Source organism: Actinomadura sp. 9N215 (genome assembly GCF_044326345.1).
Taxonomy (GTDB): domain Bacteria; phylum Actinomycetota; class Actinomycetes; order Streptosporangiales; family Streptosporangiaceae; genus Spirillospora.
Genome location: NZ_JBIRBA010000011.1, coordinates 14,543 through 35,971, shown reverse-complemented (window position 1 = coordinate 35,971; position 21,429 = coordinate 14,543). Strand labels below are relative to the sequence as shown.

General features: G+C 69.2%; 16 protein-coding genes. 6 read left to right on the top strand and 10 right to left on the bottom strand.

Going from position 1 to position 21,429, the window contains the following annotated elements:
- Positions 1–50: 50 nt before the first annotated feature.
- The 4 genes from ACH34T_RS19535 to ACH34T_RS19520 all read right to left on the bottom strand — a co-directional run bounded on the left by ACH34T_RS19535 (position 51) and on the right by ACH34T_RS19520 (position 7,749).
- Positions 51–368, bottom strand: coding sequence for an acyl carrier protein (locus ACH34T_RS19535; protein ID WP_395993593.1), 318 nt, complete (start codon positions 366–368; stop codon positions 51–53).
- A 928-nt stretch (positions 369–1,296) separates the two neighbouring features.
- Complete coding sequence (locus tag ACH34T_RS19530) at positions 1,297–2,703, bottom strand: FAD-binding oxidoreductase (protein WP_395993592.1); 1,407 nt, start codon at positions 2,701–2,703, stop codon at positions 1,297–1,299.
- A gap of 83 nt (positions 2,704–2,786) precedes the next feature.
- On the bottom strand, positions 2,787–5,894 hold the full coding sequence (locus tag ACH34T_RS19525; protein ID WP_395993591.1) for an ATP-binding protein: 3,108 nt from the start codon (positions 5,892–5,894) through the stop codon (positions 2,787–2,789).
- 100 nt (positions 5,895–5,994) lie between these two features.
- A complete protein-coding gene (locus ACH34T_RS19520) occupies positions 5,995–7,749 on the bottom strand; it encodes an ABC transporter ATP-binding protein (protein ID WP_395993590.1) in 1,755 nt (584 codons plus the stop codon).
- Between the two features lie 339 nt (positions 7,750–8,088).
- On the opposite strand from ACH34T_RS19520, the gene ACH34T_RS19515 reads away from it, so the two are divergent.
- From ACH34T_RS19515 to ACH34T_RS19505, 3 genes are read left to right on the top strand one after another with little or no spacing between them, the layout of a single operon-like run.
- Positions 8,089–9,579 (top strand): carbamoyltransferase C-terminal domain-containing protein, encoded by a 1,491-nt coding sequence (locus tag ACH34T_RS19515; protein WP_395993589.1) that lies wholly within the window; start codon positions 8,089–8,091, stop codon positions 9,577–9,579.
- Between the two features lie 50 nt (positions 9,580–9,629).
- Positions 9,630–10,850 (top strand): glycosyltransferase family 9 protein, encoded by a 1,221-nt coding sequence (locus tag ACH34T_RS19510; protein ID WP_395993588.1) that lies wholly within the window; start codon positions 9,630–9,632, stop codon positions 10,848–10,850.
- 25 nt (positions 10,851–10,875) lie between these two features.
- Entirely contained in the window at positions 10,876–11,817 is a 942-nt protein-coding gene (locus ACH34T_RS19505) for a bifunctional heptose 7-phosphate kinase/heptose 1-phosphate adenyltransferase (protein WP_395993587.1), read from the top strand.
- Here the strand turns inward: ACH34T_RS19505 and ACH34T_RS19500 are convergent.
- The 5 genes from ACH34T_RS19500 to ACH34T_RS19480 form a co-directional block, all read right to left on the bottom strand.
- Positions 11,814–12,974, bottom strand: a complete 1,161-nt coding sequence (locus tag ACH34T_RS19500) for an SIS domain-containing protein (protein ID WP_395993586.1) — start codon at positions 12,972–12,974, stop codon at positions 11,814–11,816. The genes ACH34T_RS19505 and ACH34T_RS19500 overlap by 4 nt on opposite strands.
- 392 nt (positions 12,975–13,366) lie before the next feature.
- On the bottom strand, positions 13,367–14,608 hold the full coding sequence (locus tag ACH34T_RS19495) for an RNA polymerase sigma factor (RefSeq protein WP_395993585.1): 1,242 nt from the start codon (positions 14,606–14,608) through the stop codon (positions 13,367–13,369).
- Entirely contained in the window at positions 14,605–14,934 is a 330-nt protein-coding gene (locus tag ACH34T_RS19490) for a YciI family protein (RefSeq protein ID WP_395993584.1), read from the bottom strand. The genes ACH34T_RS19495 and ACH34T_RS19490 overlap by 4 nt, the downstream gene beginning before the upstream one ends.
- A 345-nt stretch (positions 14,935–15,279) precedes the next feature.
- Positions 15,280–16,110 (bottom strand): LLM class flavin-dependent oxidoreductase, encoded by an 831-nt coding sequence (locus ACH34T_RS19485; RefSeq protein WP_395993583.1) that lies wholly within the window; start codon positions 16,108–16,110, stop codon positions 15,280–15,282.
- Between the two features lie 187 nt (positions 16,111–16,297).
- Positions 16,298–18,232 (bottom strand): amino acid transporter, encoded by a 1,935-nt coding sequence (locus tag ACH34T_RS19480; protein WP_395993582.1) that lies wholly within the window; start codon positions 18,230–18,232, stop codon positions 16,298–16,300.
- Positions 18,233–18,633: 401 nt separating this feature from the next.
- Between ACH34T_RS19480 and ACH34T_RS19475 the strand changes: the two genes are divergently transcribed.
- Together ACH34T_RS19475 and ACH34T_RS19470 are read left to right on the top strand one after the other, a co-directional pair.
- Positions 18,634–19,329 (top strand): alpha/beta fold hydrolase, encoded by a 696-nt coding sequence (locus ACH34T_RS19475; RefSeq protein WP_395993581.1) that lies wholly within the window; start codon positions 18,634–18,636, stop codon positions 19,327–19,329.
- Between the two features lie 99 nt (positions 19,330–19,428).
- Complete coding sequence (locus tag ACH34T_RS19470) at positions 19,429–19,596, top strand: hypothetical protein (RefSeq protein WP_395993580.1); 168 nt, start codon at positions 19,429–19,431, stop codon at positions 19,594–19,596.
- An 8-nt stretch (positions 19,597–19,604) separates the two neighbouring features.
- On the opposite strand, the gene ACH34T_RS19465 is transcribed toward ACH34T_RS19470, so the two are convergent.
- Positions 19,605–20,429, bottom strand: coding sequence for a helix-turn-helix domain-containing protein (locus tag ACH34T_RS19465; RefSeq protein ID WP_395993579.1), 825 nt, complete (start codon positions 20,427–20,429; stop codon positions 19,605–19,607).
- Between the two features lie 292 nt (positions 20,430–20,721).
- On the opposite strand from ACH34T_RS19465, the gene ACH34T_RS19460 reads away from it, so the two are divergent.
- Positions 20,722–21,405 (top strand): hypothetical protein, encoded by a 684-nt coding sequence (locus tag ACH34T_RS19460; RefSeq protein ID WP_395993578.1) that lies wholly within the window; start codon positions 20,722–20,724, stop codon positions 21,403–21,405.
- Positions 21,406–21,429: the final 24 nt, after the last annotated feature.

The following is a 21,429-nucleotide window of genomic DNA, read 5'->3' as shown; positions in this document are numbered from 1 at the left end:
CGGTGGTCGGCCGGGGTAACGCGGTACGAGACGGCCTCATGTGCTGCTCCTCAATCCGTCGGCGCTGACAGCGAGCCGAAGAGGTCTGCCAGTACCTCGTCGGCCAGATAGGAAATGAGTCGTTCCATGGTCGGGCTGTTGAAGAACACGTTCGTGCTCACCCGGCGACCGAGCTGCGTTTCCAGCCGTTCTTTGATCTCGGTGAGCCCGAGCGAGGTGAAGCCGAGCTCGAAGTAGCTCAAATCGAACGGCAGGTCCTCGTCGTCCGTCATCATCAGGGTCGTCCTGAACTCCGTGACGACGATTTCCTCGAGCCCCTCGCGCCGCTCGGACGGCGGCAGCCCGTGCAACCTTTCGATCGCCAGCATATTCTCTACCGATTTCCTTCCCAGCATGCGGGAAACTGCTGAGCATATGCTCGGGTCTTCGCGGAGGCGAATAGGCCGCTATTGCCTGCCCCTCGCTTTCTACTGGGAAACTTAACCCCCGTTGCTGACGCCGTCCTGACATCGGAATGAGCCCTCCCCCCACAAGCGTCGGACATCGTCCGGGCCCGGCGACCCGGCCCGATCGATGAATGGCATGCCGGACTCGCCGTGCGGCTCGCACGCATGAGCACCTGAAGACTTCGTTCGCGCGTCGCGGGGTGTGCGGGGTGATGCGCGGCTGCCCTATTGACAGTCCGTGTTATGTCACCCCTCCGTCCCGTCCGCGACGACTGGTCGCCCTACCTGCGGCCGGTGTCCCAGAACACCGGCTCCCCGCCGGTTCGGCCCGGCGGTCCGAAGCTCGTTCACGCCTCCGCGGGCGGCTGGACGAGGGCTTCCCCTGTAGTCGCTCACGGACGCGGCCCCCGCCCGGTTCGACTCCGGCCCCCGGCTGACCGGTAACGGCCGTGCCGGCCCGGCCCGGCCGTCGCCCCCGCGCGCCCCTGCGATCGACCTTCACGGGAGTAGATTCGCCCGATCTTCATTCCCGGATGACACGACTTCCCGCGCGCCACGGACGTCCCGCGCGGGTGCTGGACCTGGGCGCAGGGACGGGCGCGGGACGCCGCCGTGCCGCACAGGGTCGTGTCCTGCGCTGCCATGAGGGAAGGGCTCGCCCCCCGCGGGACGAGCCCTTCCCTGCCTGTCAGCGAGAAACGGCTACGCGAAGGCGTTCTCCTCCTGGTTCGCGAGTCGGCGGGAAGCGCCGCCGGGCCTCCCGCCGCCGGGCCTTCCGCCGCCGCGCGCGTTCGCCGTCGGCGTCTTGGCCGTCGGTCACGCACCAGCCCCGGAAGCCGACCGGGCGTGGTCAGGTGGTGGGTTGGATGTTCTGGTTGATGTGGAAGGTGTTGTCCGGGTCGTACCGGTTCTTGACGCTGGCGAGCCGGTCGTAGTTGCCGCGGTAGGCCGCCCGGACCCGGTCCTGGCCCTCGCTCATCATGAAGTTGACGTAGGCGCCGCCGGCCGAGGTTGGGTGCAGCTCCTGCCAGTAGTCCTGCGCCCACCGCGTGATGACGGCGGAGTTGGCCGGATCCGGGTCGACGCCGACGATGACGCCGGCCCAGCCGCCGTCGCGGTAGGCGAAGGCGGTGGCGTCGGCGGGGACGCGGGCGGCGGCCCCGTCGATCGGGTAGAGGTGCATGGTGGAGTGGCCGGTCGGCAGCTGCTCGCCGTGCTTGCAGTGGATGTCGATGGCGGTGTCGGAGATCTCGTCGAAGAAGTCCGCCCGCCAGTACCACTGCAGGCCGGCCGGGTAGAGGGCGTCGAACGCGCTCTGCAGGACGTTGAACGGCATCTCGTGCAACCCCACCAGCAGCGGCGAGCCGTAGGTCCTGACCGGTTCGAGCACCTTGTCGGCCCTGTCGTGCGGTCCGGTGTAGCACCAGACGATCCCGCAGGACTTGCGGCCCCAGAGCTCCTCCGGGAACGGCGGGGCCGGGGGGATGGTCATGATCCCGAGCCAGCCGCTCAGCTCCTCCGGCAGCGAGGGCAGCAGCTCCCGGTACCAGCGCATGACGTCGGCGGTGTCGGCGAGGTCGTACAGCACCGGGCCGCCGACGATGACGCCGCCCTCGCCGATGTCGTGGCAGCGGAACGTGAACGAGGTGACGACGCCGAAGTTCCCGCCGCCGCCGCGCAGCGCCCAGAACAGGTCGCTGTGGGACGTCTGGCTCGCCGTCACGAACGTGCCGTCGGCCAGGACCACGTCGGCGGAGATCAGGTTGTCGACGGTGAGGCCGAACCGGCGGGACAGGTAGCCGATGCCGCCGCCGAGCGTCAGCCCGCCCACGCCGGTGGTCCCGAGGAAGCCGGACGGGGTGGCCATGCCGAATCCGACGGTCGCGTGGTCGACGTCCTGCCAGGTGCATCCGGCGTCGACGCGGACGGTGCGGCCCGCGGGATCCACCGTGGTGCCGCGCAGCGGCGACAGGTCGATGACCAGCGCGTCGTCCCAGACTCCGAGGCCGCCCGCGTTGTGCCCGCCGCCCCGGACGGCGAGCTCGACGCCGTGCGCGCGGCCGAAGCGCACGCAGGAGATGACGTCGACGACGTCCCGGCAGCGGGCGATGGCGGCGGGACGCTTGTCGATCATGGCGTTGTAGACGGCGCGCGCGCCGTCGTACGCGGGATCCCCGGGTCTGATCAGGTCGCCGTGCAGGACGCCGGCCAGTTCGTCGTACGGGGCCGTGCTGGTCGTCTCTGTTGTCGTGCTCATGGTGCCCCCCTTGGACGCGTTGCTCGATGTGAACGACGTTAGGAAGCGGGGCGTTCGTGGAGCGTTCGCCCAGCCGGGCCGTCTCAGCCGGTGGGGGGAACGCCGGGGCCGGAGCGCCGGGCGTCCAGGTCGCGCTCGCAGCGCTGGAGCAGGGCGGCGCTGCCCTGGCCGGACGCGATCCGGGCGGCGGAGCGCAACCGCGAGACGGCCTGTTCGCCGTCGTCGTAGACGGCTCGCATCCGCATCACCTCGGGCAGCCACCAGAGCTCGTCGTGGGCCTGCCCGTCCGCGAGAGCGGCGTCGAGAGTGGCGCGTGCCGCGTCCGGGCGGTGCTCACGGGCCAGCAGGTCGGCGAGCAGCGACAGCCAGTACGGCATGCGGGCGAAGGAGCCCTGGGCCTTGAGGTTCCCGATTCCCTTCCGGGCGAGGCCGACGCCGGTGTCGCCGCCACGGTGCCACCCGTCCAGGATCAGGCCCCACTCCCGGTAGTAGGCGAAGTCGTAGCGGTCGCACAGTTCGCGCAGCTCGGCGACCGTGTCCCTCAGCTCGGGCATGTCGCGGCGCATCTGATGGGTGATGGCGCCGTAGGCCAGCGCCACGGCCAGGCTGTAGGGGTGCCCGATCTCCCGGGCGTGCTTGATCGCCCCGGTGCAGCCCGCCAGCGCCTCCGCGTCGTGGCCGAGGAGCCAGTGGGCGTGGGCCGCCCAGGCCGTGCCGTGAACGTCGAGCCGGGTGCCGACGCTCAGCATGAAGGCGCCGCGCATCAGCGCGACGGCCGATTCCAGGTGACGCAGCCCTTCGGCGGGCCTGCCGAGGCTGATGGCCGTCCCCCCGGCGGCGAAGTGGGCCGGACCGCTCGGCTCGGAGTCGGGGTCGGCGATGCTCAGCGCCTGGACGGCGACCCGGTACCCGTCGGCCGTCCGGCCCTGGACGAACCGGGACGTCCAGAGCGCGACCAGCCCGGCCAGCTTCGAGTCGTCGTGACCGAGCGATTCGGCCAGCGCGACGGCTCGTTCGAGCGCCTCCCGCAGGTGCGGGGACGCGTAGCCGTACCTGGCGTTGAGCGGCGCCGCCATGGCCCGGAGGACTTCGAGTTCCTTGGTGTCCCTGTTGCGTCCCGCGGGCAGGCCGCGGACGATCGACAGCGCCTTCCGGTGCAGCCGGATCGACTCGGTGTGGGCGAACAGGCCCGCCGCGACCTCGGCCGCCCGCCGGTAGTAGGCCAGCGCGCGGTCGGGGCGGCCGCCGCGCGCGTACTGCTCGGCGAGCTGCGCCGAGACCGCGTCGGTGTCGTCGGCGTGCAGCAGCTCCAGGCCCTGCGCGATCCGGCGGTGCAGCAGCCAGCGCCTGGGCGGGGTGACCCCCGCGTACGCCGCGTCGCGCAGCAGGTCGTGGGAGAAGTCGTAGCCGCCCCGGAACTCCCGCATGATCCGCTGGCGCCACAGCTCGTCGACCGCCTCGACCACGACGCCGGGGTCCAGGTCGCTCGCCTCGGTGAGCAGGTCGAGGGTGAAGTCGGTGCCGACCGCGGCGGCGAGCCCCGCGACCTCCCGGGCCGGGCCGGACGCCCGTTCCAGGCGGTCGCGCAGGACGGAGGTGAGGTCGCCGATGGGCAGCGGGACGCCGTCCGAGTCGGCGGCGCGGCGCAGGGTCTCGACGACGTAGAGCGGGAACCCGCCCGTCGTCGCGTGGAGCAGGTCCGCGTCGGCCTCGGGGAGGCGCCGCCCGGCGATCGCCTCGGCGAGCCCCGCCGTGCCCTCGGCCTCCAGCGGGTCGAGGGTGAGATCGGTGAGGAGCCCGGCCGTCCGCATCCGGACGGTCCAGTCGGCCAGCTCGGTGCCGTCCCCGAGGCCCTCGTCGCGCAGCGTCCCGGCCACCATGACCGGAGAGTCGTGGGCCAGCCCCAGATAGAACGTCAGGAACGCCAGCGTGTCCTGGTCGCACCACTGCATGTTGTCCAGGACCAGCAGCAGGGGCTGGCCCACCGCGATCAGCGCCCGCGCCAGGCCCTCGAAGAAGCGGGGGCGCTGCCAGGCGTCCGCCATGGCCCGCGATCCGGCTCCCCGCGACCTGAAGCCCCGCACCGGCACCAGCCGGTCGACCTCGGCGCGCCACGTCTCGTCGAGCGTCGCGGTGGCCGACTGACCGGCCGGGGTGCGCAGCCAGTCCGCCACCGGCGCGAGCGCGAGACGTCCCGACGAGCCGAAGCACTGGCTGCCCGCCACCACGGCGCCCTGCCGCCTGGCCAGCTGCGCGAACTCGGTCACCAGGCGGGTCTTCCCGACGCCGGGCGCGCCCCGTACCAGCGTGCAGCCGGGACGGCCCGCCACGGCGGCCCGCCACAGGTCGCCGAGCAGGTCGAGCTCCCGCGACCGGCCGACGAGCCGGGCGACGGCGACGCCGGACCTGAGGGCGGCCGGCTCGACCGCCATGTGGTGTGGATCGGCCGCCTCCTCGCCCGCGCCCGCCATCAGGCGCTGGAACGCCCGCTGCGTCGCCGGGTCCGGGACGACGCCGAGCTCGCGTTCCAGGACCGACGCGCAATGGTGGTAGCTGCTGATGGCGCCGGCCCGGTCGCCGAGGTCGGCCTGCAACTGGATCAGGACCCGGTAGCCGACCTCCTCCAGCGGCTGCAGCCGGATCCGGCGGCGGGCGGCGTCGACGGCCCCGGTCAGGTCGCCCGTTCCCGTCCGCGTCGCGGCGACCAGGTCGCACATGTCCACGCAGCGGCGTTGGAGCTCCGACCTGACGTCCAGCGCCCAGTCGTCGTACACGCCGGGCAGGAACTCTCCCTTGTACTCGTCGATGGCCCTCGTGGCGGACTTGACGGCGGCTTTGCGGTCGTCCCTGGCCAGGGCCGCCAGGGCGTCCTCGTACTGGACGGTGAAGACGCGCAGGTCGACCCGGCAGGTCTCGTGGTCCCGCCAGCACAGGTCCCTGGGGGTGACCGCCAGCGAGGGCTCGGGGCCGAGGATCCGGCGCAGGTGATGCAGTTCGCGGCGGAGGTTGGTCAGGGCCTGCGCGTCCGGCGAGTCCGGCCAGAAGACGCCCGCGATGCGCTGCCGGGTCTGGGACGCCCCGGCATGCGCGGCCAGATACGCGACGAGGCCGACCGTGCGCGGTGAACGAGACCGCACGCCCGTCTCGTCGTCGCCGATGACCTGATCCCCCAGCAGGGACGCATATAGCATCTCAACCCCGCCTCCCGGAACCCAGGCTAGCCTGGTGCTATGCGTCCCAGGCAGGGCGCGCGCGCCGACTCGGCGGCCGCCGCCCTGCTAGGCGCTGCAGCTAGGCTGATCCTTTCCGTTCGGCGACCGGGCGCCCGACCCGGTCGAGCCGGGCGGCGCTCGGGGCGTCCAGGGTGGCTTCGTCGGTCAGGAAGCCGCCGGACTGGTGGTGCCAGAGCCGCGCATAGGGGCCCTCGGACTGGAGCAGTTCCCGGTGGGAGCCCTGTTCCAGGACGCGGCCGCGGTCGAGAACGATCAGGCGGTCCATGCGGACGACCGTGCTCAGCCGGTGCGCGACGACCAGTGCGGTGCGGTCGCGCATCAGGTGCCACAGGGCCTCCTGGACGAGAAGTTCGCTTTCGGAGTCCAGGGCGCTGGTCGCCTCGTCCAGGAGCAGGATCGGGGCGTCCCGGAGGATGGCGCGGGCGAGGGCGACGCGCTGCCGCTGACCGCCGGACAGCTTGACGCCGCGCTCGCCGACCAGCGTGTCGAACCCGTCCGGAAGGCCGTCGACGAACTCGGTGACGTGTGCCGCCCGCGCGGCCCGCAGGACCTCGGTCTCGGTGGCGCCCGGACGGGCGAAGGCGATGTTGTCGCGCACCGACCGGTGGAACATCGCGGGTTCCTGCGGGACGTACGCGATCAGGCTGCGCAGGTCGCTCTGGCGCAGCCGCGCGACGTCCTGGCCGCCGACGAGGATCCGGCCGCCGTCGACGTCCATGAGACGCAGCAGCAGCCGGGTGAGGGTGGTCTTGCCGCCACCGGACCGGCCCACCAGACCGATCTTGGCGCCGCTGGGAATCTCCAGGTCCAGCTTCTCGAACAGGGGAGGGCCGTCGCCGTGCGCGAAGAGCACCCGCTCGAAGCGGACCGCGGCGTCGGCCGGGCGCAACGGCTGCGGGTCGGGCGGGTCCACGACGGTCGGCGGTGTCAGGAGCAACTCGGTGAACTGCGCGCTCTCGGTGAGCGTGCTCTCCAACCGCCGGTAGATCTGGTTGAACTCGAACATGATCCGCGTCGCGCTGCTGTAGTAGGAGAACGTCACCACGATCGCCTCCACCCCGAGCCCGCCGCGGAGCGCCACCGCGACGAGCAGGCCGAGGGCGCTGGTCAGGATCGTCATCGGAGCGACGATCGTGTCGACCCGCAGGTTGGCGTAGTCCCAGGAGAGCAGCGACAGGCGGTGCTGCTCGGCGAGCCGGTCACGGAACTCGGCGGCCTCCCGCTCCTCGGCGGCGAACGCGCGGACCGTCTCCATGTTGGTCATCACGTCGGCGACGTGGCCCGACACACGCACCTTGGCCGCCTCGCGCTCGTCCACCAGCACCTGCCGGCGGCGGATGAACGGGGCGACGAGGAAGCCGGTGACGATGATCAGCCCCACGAGGACGACGACCAGGAGCGGGTGATACCGCCACAGGACCACCGAGGCGAAGGACAACGGGATCAGGTTGGCCACGACCGAGAAAGTGAGGGTGTCGGCGAAGTTTTCGAAGCCGCCGGAGAAGCTCAGTATCCGTTTGGTCAGTGAACCGGCGAAGTTGTCGTGGAAAAACGCGGTGTCTTTGGCGAGCAGCTCGTCCATGCCGACGGTGCCGAGCCATTCGATGCCGCGGCCGTTCGTCCGGTTGAGGAAATGCAACCCGACTCGCCACAGCGCCTCGCCCGCCAGCATCAGGCCGGCGAAGCCGAGAACGTAGGGGAGGAGCGCGGCGAGGCCGCTTTCCCCGCCGCCGGCCAGATGCCCCACCAGGGCGGCCACCACCAGCGGTGTCAGGTAGAACAGGCAGATGTTCCCGAGCGCCGGCAAAGTCATCGCCGGAAGCGAGATACGCCACTGACGGCGCAGCACATCGCAGTAATGGCGCAAGGCCAGCAGAATCGCTCGCTGCCGGGCCGACCGGCCGTCCTTGGAGCCGCCTCGTACTCCTGGCACAGCCACCCCGCCCTCCACGCCGCCGTTCTCCCATGCTGCCTCAGGCGGTCCGGGTAAGGCGAACGTATTTCGCCGGTCCCAGAGTGATCAGCGGCCCGCCGCCCGGCCCTTGACAAGTGCTTCTGACCATCAGAAGCTCGGGTCGCCATGCTCATTTACTCGATGAAGCCGGACCACGACGGGGGCGTCGCCGTCATTGACGCCGACTCGCGGGAACTGGTGCTCGCCTACGAGGCGGAGAAGGACAGCTTTCCTCGCTACTCGGTCTTCAACCCGGTCACCATGCTCGACGCGGCGGGCATGCTCGACCGCCTGCCCGACGTCTTCGCCATCAGCGGGTGGGGCAAGGGGACCCTGGCGCCCAACAATTCGATAGGTGCGGGCTACGACGGCGTGAGCGACGCCGATCGCCAAGTTCATTCCGCGAACGTGTTCGGCCGGAGAGTACGCGTCTTCTCGTCGAGTCACGCCCTCTCGCATATCTGGGGTTCCTATGGGATGTCCCCGTACGAGCAGGGCAGGCCCTGTTACGCGCTGGTCTGGGAAGGGGCGCTCGGGGATTTCTACGAAGTCGACGCGCAACTCCACGTGCATCATCTCGGCCAGGTGATGAAGGCGCCGGGGAACAAGTACTCCTTTCTCTACGCGCTGGCCGATCCCGCCGCCACCCTGCCCCGTGGCCACGTCCGCTACAGCGACCCAGGAAAGCTGATGGCGTTGTGCGCGTACGGCGAGCCCGGCGACCCCACGCCCGAGGAACGGGACGTCATCGACCCTCTCCTCGATCACCCGAGCTTCCTGGACCTCGCCAAGGACGACCTTCGCGATTCGCCGTACTACAACATCGGGGTGCGTTCGCCGGCGTTCACCCGGCTGGCGAAGCGCTTCTCCGACGAGCTGTTCCGCCGGTTCGAACAATTCGCGCGCCGGCACCTCACCAAGGGATACCCGCTCCTCGTCTCCGGGGGCTGCGGCCTGAACTGCGACTGGAACTCCGCGTGGCGGGCCGGCGGGTTATTCGAGGACGTCTTCGTGCCGCCCTGCGCCAACGACACCGGATCGGCGATAGGAACGGCGATCGACGCCATGCGGGAGTTCACCGGAGAGGCCAAGGTCTCCTGGGACGTCTACCGGGGCCAGGAATTCGTCGACGATCGGCCCGACATGCCGGACGTGCTGGTCCGGGAGCTGGATTACGACGAGGTCGCCGGATTCCTGGCCGACGACCGCGTGGTCGCATGGGCGAACGGCCGCTGCGAGCTCGGTCCCCGGGCATTGGGCAACCGATCGCTTCTCGCCGCCCCCTTCAGCGCCCAGACGACGGCGCGGCTCAACAAGATCAAAGAACGCGAGGACTTCAGGCCGATCGCGCCCATCTGCCTGGAGGAGGACGTCGAACGGCACTTCGAATGGACCGGGCCGTCGCCGCACATGCTCTACTTCCAGACCGTGCGCGACCAGAAGCTGGAAGCCGTCATCCACGTCGACGGCACGACCCGTGCGCAGACGGTCCGAGCGGATCAGAATCCGATGATGCACGCCCTGCTGACCCGTTTCCGGGACCGGACCGGAACCGGCGTCCTCTGCAACACATCCCTCAATTACCACGGCAGCGGATTCATCAATCGGACCAGTGACCTGTACAGCTACTGCAAGCATCACGGTGTTGACGCCTTTGTTCACAGTGGAAGGTTCTGCCGATTCCAGTGAGCGGTCCGTCGCGTGTTGGCCATCGGAACACTGGCCGCAGGTTCGGCCAGGTGGTCGCGCCGCTGAGGTTCGCCGCGCTGAACCTCGTCTACCGGGACCAGAGAGCCCCCCGCCGTCATCCGTGGCGGTGGTGCGTGTTCGTCCTGGCCGACATCCTCGTCCGCGCGTTGCCGTTCAGGGGTGAGCGGTCAGGGACGCTCGTCGTCTTGGTGAACCGGCTGGGGGACGCCGTCGTCAGCCTGCCTCTCGTGCGGCAACTGCGGTCACATTACGACGGCCCGTTTCTCGTCCTCGGGGATGCGAGTTGGCGCTGCCTTTCCGGCAACCTTTACGCCGACATTCCCACCGTGTTCATCGACGAGGGCCGGTACACGCGCAGTCTGAGATACCGGCTCTCCGTCAACTACCGCGTCCGAGCGGCCCGATTCGAGCGGGCCGTCTGCTTCATGCACCACCGGCTGGAAATGCGCGATGACGCGCTGGTCCACGTCTCGGCCGCACCCGAATCGATCGTGGGCAGCCTGCCCTTCTACCACCTCCGCTGGTACCCATGGCTCTTCGACTACTACCTCGACCGGATGTCGCGCATAGTGGAGTCCTGCCCGCCGTATTTGGAAGCGAGCCGCCAGGTCCCGCCGGAAGGCTGCGACCAACCTCGGCGGGTCCCGCACGTTCTCGAACGTCAACACGCTTTCGCCTCCGCTCTCGGACTGAGGTTGGAGCACCGGCATATCCCCGCCGAGCGTCCTCGGGACGGCACTGTGCTGCTGAACTTCGGGGCGAAGGACGCGACACGGCACTGGCCGATCACGGAATGGGCCGTGCTCGCCGTGCGGATCGCCGAACTGGGATATCGGCCTTGCTTCGTCGGCGGTCCCGCCGAGCGCGACAGGGTCGGGGAGGTCCGGCAGGCGATCCGCAGGGCCGGCGCCTCGGCGTCCGCTGCGGCGCGGATCAGGACGCTGGTGGACGAAGTGCCCTTCGCCGAGCTGGTCGAGCGCTTCGAAAGCGCGGCGTGCTATATCGGCCCCGACACCGGGACATCACATCTGGCCGTGCAGTGCGGGACGCCCACGGTGACGATTCTCCTGCGGCCGATCGTCCCCGAAGAGGACCGTTTCGGTGACTTCTTCCCCTACCCGGACGGCTATCTGAAGACTCCGTACCGCCCTGTCTGCACGACCAGATTCGACTTCCGGCAGTCCGGGTCGGACGCGGTGCTAAGGGACGCGGTCTTCAAGGCATTCATCAGCATCATGGACGAGGCCTAGGCCGGCTCGGCCAGGGGGCGGCGCCATGGTTCACGTGCCTTCGGAGTTCCGCGGCCGGCGGATCGTGGTGGTGGGCGATGCCATGATCGACAAGTCGATCCGATCCGGCCGGTCGTACCACCACCAGGACGAAGACCTTCTTGTGGTCTCCGCTTACCTGGAGAACGGCTTTCCCGGCGGCGCCTCGAACATCGCGGCCAACGTCAGTGCGCTGGGTGGCGAGGCCGTCCATCTCGGCGTAGTGGGCGACGACGGTGATGCCGCGGAGCTACGCGCTGCTCTCCGACGGTCGGGAGTCGGCCACATTCTTGTGGCCGATCCCTCGCGGCCGACGACAAAGAAGCTTCGCATCTACCACGGTGAGCGGCCGGTGGTCAGAGTGGACACAGAGTCGACGGAACCGATCGGCGACTTGGCCGCGCGGAAGCTCCTCGCTCAATGCCTCGGCGCACTCGATGGCGCGTCGGCCCTCGTTCTCTCCGACTATCGGAAAGGTGTCGTCACGGCGCCTTTCACGCGCAGCCTTCTGGCCCGGGCGCGATCACTCGCGCTACCGGTGATCGTCGACAGCAAGGCGACGAATATCGGCCACTTCGAAGGCTGCACCTTGTTCAAGGCGAATCGGCACGAATTGGAGGCGGTCCTTAGGTGCGAGCTTTCCCACGAAAGCGGATGCGGGACCGCCGTGAAAGCGATCTCCAAGATCCTGGGTGGATCCATGGTGGTCATGACGGACGGGGAACGAGGCGTCCTGTACCTGGACTCGGACGGTCACTGCCATCGGGCGTTCCCGCCTCCCGGTCGAACGGTGACGTCCGTCGTCGGCGCGGGTGACACGGTCACGGCAGTTCTGGCGCTAGGGATCGCGGTCGGAATGGACATGCCCGACGTGGCCGACCTCGCGCTGCACGCCGCTGCCGAGGCGATCGCGAGCGCCGATACGACGGCCGTCCGCGGTCACAGCTAGGAATGAGCGGACCCGTCAGCCGAAGATTCCGGCTCTCCTTTCATTCCAGCGGTCCGAGGGCGACCCCCGGAATGACCATGACGCTCCACAACAGAGTCGATCGTGCCTGAGGTCCCGAATTCATCCCAGTATTCGCCCTGTACGAGGCGAACGCCGAGACGGTCGGCCGTGGATTCCTCGACGAGCCCGGCGGCGCGGCCGTAGTCGCCGCCCTTGAAGTGGATGTCCGGCCGCAACATTTCGAGCGCCGTCCGCGGATCGTCCCCGTCCATGGGCACGACGTGATCGACGGCCGACATGCCCGCGAGGATTTCCTGTCGATGGCCGAGCGTGTAGATCGGCCGGCCGTCCCCTTTCAACCGCCGCACACTGGCGTCGGTGTTCAAGCCCACGACGAGAATATCGCCACGCGCCTTCGCCTCCGCCAGGCTCCGGACGTGACCGGCGTGCAGGAGGTCGAAGCAGCCATTGGTCCAGACCAAGGTAAGACCCGCCCGGCGCCACATTTCACGATGCGGCAGAAGCTCTTCGACGGTCGTGATCCTGGGTGCGGCTTCCGCCATCTCCCGGCCGAACATCGTCGACTCGACCAGTTCGACGAGAAGATGGACGATGACGAGGTGGCATTCCTGAATCATCGCGGTGGATTCGGTGGGGGCCGCGATGACGATGTCCGTGGTCCGCGCCAGATTCCGATCTGGGGTGGGGCCGGTCAGCAGTATCGTCGTCATCCCGAGCTTCTTCGCCGCTTCGAGACCCCGGACCACGTTGGGCGACCTGCCGCTCGCGCTGAACGCGATGACGGTGTCGGCCGCGTCGCCGAGGGCCTCGACCTGGCGCGCGAAGACCAGGTCAAAGCCGAAGTCGTTGCTCACGGCGGTCACGGTCGCCGAGTCGGCTGACAGGGCGATGGCCCGGAGGCCCGGTCGCCGTATCGAATAGCGGCCGACGTACTCCGCGGCGAGATGCTGGGCCAGCATGGCACTGCCGCCATTTCCCAAGGCGATTAACTTGGCGTTCACCTGGAGCGTTCGAACGATCTGCTCGGCGGCCGAGAGAATCTGCGTTCCGCAGGCCCGCGTATGACTCAGAGTATCGGCCAAGGACGAAAACCGCTTGTTGATGCTCGCGATCTCGGGCAGGTCGATATCCGGCATGCGTCGATACTAGGCGATCGGCGAACCATCAACGACACGATGGGTAAGGACATACATGCGTGGACATAACAGTTGGCCGAAAAGATCTGCCAAGGAGCGGCGGGATTCAACGAGCCGTTCGTTCCCAGAGGTGCCTGGCGGCCTGGCGGTCAGTGTCGCAGCCGACGCGCCGACAGTCGCCGCGTCGGTGCGGGGACCGGAAGTGGTCACGGGCCCGGCGGCGCCCCAGTTCCCGTCCGCGGATAATGGCGGGGCTCGCGCAGCGCGTCGGCGTCAACGAGCTCCGAATGGTCGAAAGCGTGACTTCGGCGCGGCCTCGATTGGGGCGTAGCACCGCTTACCTGGACAACGCCTTCTCCGTCTTCATCGCGGGTGTCCGATCGGGATCGCGGCTACCTCAGCTGGTCGCGGCGGCGGGTCAGGTAGGCGGTCTCGGCGGTGTTGCCCGCCAGTTCGATCGCCCTGTCGTAGGCGGCGCGCGACTCTTGACTGCGGCCCAGGCGGCGTAGCAGGTCGGCGCGGGTGGCGTGGTAGGCGTGATAGCCGGTCAGCTGGTCCTCAAGGCGGTCGACGGCTGCCAGTGCCACCTCCGTGCCGTCGAGTTCGGCGACCGCGACGGCCCGGTTGAGGGCGATGACCGGTGAGGGGTCGAGGCGGGCGAGCTGGTCGTAGAGGGCGAGGACCTGGGACCAGTCGGTGTCGCGGACGTCGCGGGCGGAGGTGTGCACGGCGTTGATCGCCGCGAGGATCTGGTAGCGGCCCGGAGCCGCCCCGGCGGCGGCAGCGGCGAGGCGCTCGCGCACCAGCCGGTGCCCCTCGGCGATCAGCGCCGCGTCCCAGGCGCCGCGGTCCTGTTCGTTGAGGGCGACCAGTTCGCCGCTGGTCGAGACCCGGGCGGTGCGGCGGGCCTCGGTGAGCAGCATCAGCGCCAGCAGCCCGGCCACCTCACCGTCGTCCGGCAGGAGGGCGCGGATCAGGCGGGTGAGCCGGATCGCCTCGGCCGTCAGGCCGGGACGTACCGGATCGGTGCCGGGGCCGGTCGCCAGGTAGCCCTCGTTGAACACCAGGTACAGGACGGCGAGGACGCCGGTGACGCGTGCCGGCAGGTCCTCGGCGGACGGCACCCGGTAGGGGATGCGCGTCGCCTTGATCTTGGCCTTGGCGCGGGTGATCCGCTGTTCCATGGCGCTCTCCCGCACCAGGAAGGCGCGGGCGATCTCGGGGACGGTCAGACCGGCGACCATGCGCAGCGTCAGCGCCACCCTGGCATGGATTCCCAGCGCCGGGTGACAGCACGTGAAGATCAGCCGGAGCCGGTCGTCGTCGATGGGGCCGAGAGGCTCGGGCGGGTCGTCGTCGTACAACGTCCGGGCCTCCTTGTGCTTGCCGTCGCGCTTGCTCTCGCGCCGGATCCGGTCGATGGCCTTGCGGTTGGCGGTGGTGGTCAGCCAGGCGCCGGGGTTGGGCGGTACGCCGTCGTCCGGCCACCGCTCCACGGCGGTCGCGAACGCCTCGGCGGCCGCCTCCTCGGCGATGTCGAGGTCGCCGAAGCGCCTGGTCAGGGAGGCGACGACCCGCGCCCACTCCGCGTGGTGGGTGCGGGTGATCGCCTCCTGGACGTCGACCACGCTCACTCGGCCAGGAACGGCCGCACCTCGATCTTGCGATTGCAGGCCCTCGATCCGTCGGCGGCGAGCTTGAGCGCCACATCGAGGTCGGCGGCCTCGATGATCCAGAAGCCGGCGAGATACTCCTTGGTCTCCAGGAAGGGCCCGTCGGTGACCATCGCCTCCTCGCCGCGGTTGTCGATGACGGTGGCCGTGCCCGGCGCCCCGAGACCGCCGGCGAAGACCCAGTGGCCCTCGGCCTGGAGCCGCTCGTTGAACACGTCGATCGCCGCCTGCTCGTCGGGGGTGGCCAGGTCGTCCCTGTCGTGGATCACCGAAACTAGGTACTGCATCTGAAGATCATCTCCCGTGGTCGGGGGACGCGCCCCCGTGTGGGCGGCCTCTTACCCCCGCTACGAACACCTTTGCCCCGATCCGACACCGCCTCCCGGATCTTCTTCACGTCTTTCTCCAGGCACCTCTCGTTACCGATTGCGGGCCTCGGTGCCGTCGTGCCGCTGCCCGTCCCACCATCGGCCCGCTGGCGCGCTGGCGCGCTGGCCCGCTGGCGCGCTGGCCCGCTGGCGCGCTGGCGCGCTGGCGCGCTGGCCCGCTGGCGCGCTGGCCCGCTGGCCCGCTGGCCCGCTGGCCCGCTGGCCCGCTGGCCCGTCGGGCCGTCGGCGCGCTGGCCCGTCGGCCTAGTGTCCGGCGAGGTCGGCTACGACCGGGGCGAGCTTGTCGGCGGCGTCGGCGCCGAAGACGAAATAGGAGAAGCCGATCTCCTCCCGTCGGCGCTGGATCTCCTCGGCGGCCGCCGCGGGGTCGTCCGGAAGCACCGCCAGCGAGTCCGCCGCGCGAAGCGCCGCAGGGTCGGTGTCGGGGGGCGCCATGAACGGCGCGACCGTGTCGCCGATCACCGCCACGTGTTGCGCGAGTTCGACGTCCCGGACGGTGCGGAAGTCGCGTACCACCCGCGTGATCTCGACCCGTTCGTCTCCCGGCATGAGTGCGAAGGCGACCGTGTCCGCGACCTCGGCCGCCACTGCCCGGGCCTTCGGCCCGCGCACGGCCATCACCACCGGAGTGTGCGAGCCGGGGCCGTCGAGATCCCGCAGCGCCGTCACGGTCTCACGCACCTGGGCCAGCCGCTCGCCCGGCGGTGCGACGGGCAGCCCCAGCTCGCGGAGTTCGTCTTCGATGCCGGGCCTGCCGGTGCCGATGCCCAGCTCGAAGCGACCGCCGGTGAGCACCGTCAGCGAGTGCGCCTCCCACGCGGTGCTCCAAGCCGGGCGCAGCGGGGAGGCGTACACCCAGGTGCCGACCCGCAGATCGGCGAGGGTGGCCGCGACGGCCAGCGTGGGGGCGGGCGCCGGCTGCCATCGCGGGACGTCGGGCATCAGCAGCGTGGAGTATCCGCTGTCGGCGATACGGAGAACCCGGTCTCGCCACGTCGCCAGGTCTGTTCTGAGCGGGGCGACGACCCCGAACCGGAAGGGCCTGGTTCCACCGGTCGCCGGCGAATCGGTCATCGTTCCGTTCCTCTCCTCGGGCGCCCCGTGCGGACGGCCTCACCCCTGCGACGAACACCGCCGCCCCGATCCGACAAGGCCTCCGGAAATTCTGCCGAGAATCCTCCGGTACGCCTGCCGGCGACCCGGGACGACCGCGCTCCACCTCCCCAAGCGCGCCCAGTGCGGACGATCACGGATCGGACGATCAGCCGACGTGGACGGCGGGGCGGCGTTCGATGTCGGGTTCGGCCTGGCGCAGGATCTCACGGGTGAGCGGGGGGACGTCGCCGCCGCCGAAGACCAGGTAGCGCAGCAGCGCCCCCACCGGATTGCCTTCGGCCCAATGGAAGTAGATGTGCGGCAGCCGGCCGGTCTCGTCGCGCACGTGCAGCAGGATCGCCGCGATCGCGTTGGAGACGCTCGGGCTTTCGGCCCGCAGGATCCGGTACCCGTGCCGTTCCTCGGCGGTCACGTACAGCTCGATCTCGAATTCCGAGGCGTCGGAGACGGTGATCTCCAGGAAGGTCACCCGTTCGTCGCTGCGCAGGCGGTGCAGCGCCCATGCCTCCAGGGCCTTGTCGACGTACTCCTTGGGGTCGCGATCGTGCGGTTCGTTGGCGATGAACCGGATCTCGCCCATCTCGGTGAGATAGCGGCGGGCCGCGTCGGAGAACGTGACGGAGGTGACCCGCAGCTCGGTCGACCGGGTGGCGCGGGACAGCAGGGACGTGACGACGATCGCCGCGCAGAACAGAATCGCGATCACCAGGCCGTCGGGCCGCTCGATGATGTTGGCGATCGTCGCGTACGACAAGAACAGCATGACGGCGCCGAACGCGACGGCCGCCCGGCGGCGCCGCCGTTTCCACGCCGAGAGCGTCGCCGCCACCGCCGCCGAGAGGATCAGCGCGAGCACCCCGGTGGCGTACGCGCCACCCTGGGCCTCCACCTCGGCGTTGAACAGCACCGTGATCGCGAACGAGGCGCCGGTGAAGATGAGCACCATCGGCCGGGTGGCCCGCGTCCAGTCCGGCGCCATGCCGTAGCGGGGCAGGTACCGGGGCACGATGTTGATCAGCCCGGCCATCGCCGAGGCCCCCGCGAACCACAGGATCGCGATCGTCGAGAGGTCGTAGAGACTGCCGAACCAGTCGCCCAGGTATTTGTGGGACAGATAGGCCAGGGCGCGTCCGTTGGCCTGGCCGCCCTCCTCGAATTCCCGCTTCGGGATCAGCACGGTGGTGGCGAAGCTCGACGTGATCAGGAAGACGCTCATGATGGCGGCCGCCGTGGTCAGCAGCTTGCGCGTCCCCCGGATCCGCCGGTCGAGGTCTCCCTTCACCAGCGGCATCACCGCCACGCCGGTCTCGAAGCCGGACAGGCCCAGGGCCAGCTTGGGCATCACGTACACCGAGACGGCGATCATCGCCAGCGGACTGGAGTAGTCGGCGGTCAGCACGTCCTGCCAGTCGGTCACCAGTTCCGGGTTGCCCAGCACCTCGGCGAGCGCCCTGCCGACCACCACCACGTTCAGCGACAGGTAGACCGCCACCAGCACGACCGCGATCGAGATCGCCTCGCTGAACCCGGCGAGGAACACCCCGCCCAACGCCGCGATCAGCACCAGCGTCACCGGCACCTGCCATCCGGCCATCCAGTCGGGGGCGAACGGGTTGTGCAGCACGTGCGCGGTGGCGTCGGCGGCCGACAGCGTGATCGTCACAATGAACGCGGTGGCCACAAAGCCGAGGAGGAACAGCACCAGCAGCTTGCCGCGCCATCCGGGCAGCAGCTTCTCCAGCATCGACAACGACCCCAGACCGTGCGGGCTCTGCCCGGCCACCGACCGGTACACCGGCAACGCGCCGAACACGGTCAGCGCCACCAGCAGGACGGTGGCGATCGGGCTCAGCGCCCCCGCGGCCAGGGCCGCGATGCCCGGCTGGTAGCCCAGCGTGGAGAAATAGTCGACGCCGGTGAGGCACATGACCTGCCACCAGCGATGCTGTTTGTGCGTGACCTCTTCATGATCGGGCTTACGCCGAAGATGCGGCCCCGCTTGGCGTCCGGGCCGGTGCAGCCCCTGCAGCAGCCAGCGGCCCAGCAATGATCCGCTGGACGACCGCGTCGACTTGTTCACTCACTCACCCGCGCCCTCTCGCCGACGCCCTCTCGCCGATCAACGAGCAGGCATGCTACCCACAGGCCGTCTTCGAGTTGAATCCAGGTGCCGCCGCCAGCGAATTCAGTTGTCTCAGCGGGCCGGCGGACGCAATGGAGGGCCCAATCCCGGTGATTTGTACCTTTCTGGGGTCCGTACGGAAATGAGGCGTCCGCCGGCGTGCAGAGCGTCGGAGGATGTCCACGGTTCCATCTGTGCAGGTGAGAGACGGTGACCGGGCTCCCTTACCGTCCGTTACCAATATCGCAGATTGGATGGATGTGGGCTAGATCACATCGCCTTTTCATTGCCCGCGGCGCCGGGGTTGATCTAACTTCGATCGCAAATCACGCTGGTTAATGGCGCGCCGGGGAAGGCTCATGGAGTTCCAGTCGCCCAGCGTCCAGGGGATCGTGCCGTTCAGGGGCTTGGAGCCCGTCGTGCATTATGATCAGCTCGGCAATGGCAAGTCCACGCATTTGCCGGATTGGCCGGCGGACTTCTGGAGCGTTGCTCTCTTTCTGGCCGAGCTCGACAACCTCCTGGACGGGCTCAAGCTCTCGGATGAGTACGTCCTGTTCGGCCATTCCTGGGGCGGCATGCTGGCCGCGGCGCATGCCGCGAGAAGGCCCCGGGGCCTCAGGCGGCTGGTGATCGCGAACTCGCCGGCGTCCATGCCGCTGCGGCTGAAGGAGGCCGCCCGGCTGCGCTCCGCGCTTCCTCCTGACGTCCAGCAGGTCCTCCTGCGGCACGAGGCCGCCGGGACGACGGATTCCGCGGAGTATCTCGAAGCCGTCGGCGTCTACTACGAACGCCATGTCTGCCGGCTGCCGTGGCCGCTCGAACTGAAGGCCAGCTACCTCGAAATCCATACTGATCCGACCGTCTACTACACGATGAACGGGCCGAACGAGTTCCATGTGATCGGGAGCCTGAAGGACTGGTCGGTCATCGACCTCCTCCCGCGGATCGAGACTCCGACCCTCGTGTTGAGCGGTCGGCACGACGAAGCGTCCCCCGAAACGACACGGCCCCTTTGTCGAACGCATCCCGGGCGCGGATTGGCATGTTTTTGAGAATTCCAGCCATGTCCCGCACATTGAAGAGACCGGCACTTTATCGATGTCATGAGGACGTTCCTGATGGGTTCGTCCACCTAGGTTGGGTGGGAGCCGATGTCAGCGCGGCGTGCCGAACTGGCTATGATCTTCCCCGGAATGGGGCCGACCGACTTCGCGGAAGTCGGCAAGTACATGATGATCAACGCTTATGCCAAGGACCTCCCGGCGCCGGCCGACGATATTCTCGGCACGATGGCCGCTACGAATCAACTTCTGGCCTAGGACGTGTTTCAGAGTTCGGCGAGCCGATCAGCGAGCGGGATGCCGCTGGACCAGAGCCGGCCGAAGTATCCGGTGGCGTCGCGCACGAGGTTCCGGTCGTCGATGCGGAAGCCGGTCATCTCCTGGGCGGTGCCGGCCGCGAACGTGAGGAAAGCGGTCGTGTCGTCGAAGACGGCCAGGTTTACGGGGTCCGCGTTGATCTGCCAGTCGACGACTCGCACTTCGTAGTTCGGGAGATCTCTGCTTCTCTCGTGGTGCTCTCTGGCCCATTCGATCATTTCCCGGTTGGGCAGGCAGATCAGGCGGCACATTGAACGCGCCCCCTCTACAAGGAGCCAATTGCCCAACTCGGCGAAGTACTCCTCCGCGGCGTCTCCCGTGTCGCGGTCGGTGAACCCGACGAAGTACAACGGCGGCGTCACACGGATATAGGTGGTAAGGATGCGTGACTGGGTCTCGCGGATCTGGGCGGTCAGGGCCTTGTAGTGATGGCGTCCGGTCAGCTGCTGGACGGGCGACGAGGAGGCGCGCAGCAATGCCTCCTCCCCGTGGTCCGGGGAGAGTTCCGCGCTGATCTCCCGGTCCACGTCAACCCATCGGGGTCGCCAGACCTGGACGTCGCCGCGGCAGGCCCGGACGAACGCCGCCGTCTGCTCCCAGGAGGGGAACCGGTGGCCGTTGAGGATGGCCGAGACGGTGGCGTGGCTGCAGTGCATCGCGGCGGCGAGCACCTGCTGCTTGGGCCTGCCCGCGTCCCGGTGCAGGCGGCGCAGGGCCAGCGCGAAGCGCTCCACGGGGACCGACGGGTTCAGGGGACGTGGACGTGGCGGCATGGTAGACGGGCTCCGGCAGGCATCATTGCCCGTCATTGTCCGCCATCACCCGGAGAAATTCGCCAAAGTTCGGAAAGTTTCGCTGCCGCCCTCGGGCGCTAGTAAAGGTCGCACTCTTGTCAAGGGCTCCGAACCCCTCCTAGCCGATCTGCTAGATCTGAACCAGGGGAGACCCCGAGCCAAAATGGGCGGGCAATTAATGACCTTATGCCAGGCCGATTCTCGACACCGCCTGGATCTCCCGCCAGAGCAGGCCGACACCACGAAGCCGCACGAACGGAGTTCAGCGATCATGGCCAGCGCCCACAATCTGCGCGTCGTCGAACCGCTGCCGCCCCCGCCGGACGGGGAGGTCGCCGTCCGGCCGCACGCCGGGCCGTCCCCCCTCTACACCACCCTGGCCGCCGTCGACATCGGCTCCTTCGGCCTGCTCGGCGACGAGCACAGCCAGCTCCATCAGCGTCACCAGATGCACGCGCGCCTGGCCGAGGCCTGTGAGATCACCCGGATTCCCTGGTGGGACTGCTACCGAGAGGACCGTGGCGACGGCGCGCTCATCATCGCGCCGCCCGACGTGCCCCCCGACGATTTCCTGGACCCCTTCGCGCATCATCTGACCGCGGTGCTCCGCCGCTCCAACCGCCTTGCGTCCCCGGCGGCGCGGTTAAGGCTGCGCGTCGCCGTCCATGCCGGTCACGTCCACCGCGATGCGCACGGCGTGGCCGGTCAGGCGGTGCTCCATCTGTTCCGGCTGCTCGAAGCCGCCGTGTTCAAGAAGGCACTCGCCGACGGCTCCGCAGACCTTGGGCTCATCGTGTCCGACCGGCTGTATGACGACGCCGTCGCCCGCGGCGGCCTGATCAACCCGGACGCCTACCGCCCCCTGCGCGTCAGCTGCAAGGAGACCCGCGCCAGGGCCTGGTTGTGGTCCTCCGTCCCTGCTCCCGGAGCAGCCGGCCCCACGCAGGCCTGGTAATGCGCGAGGGCACAGCCTGGGTTC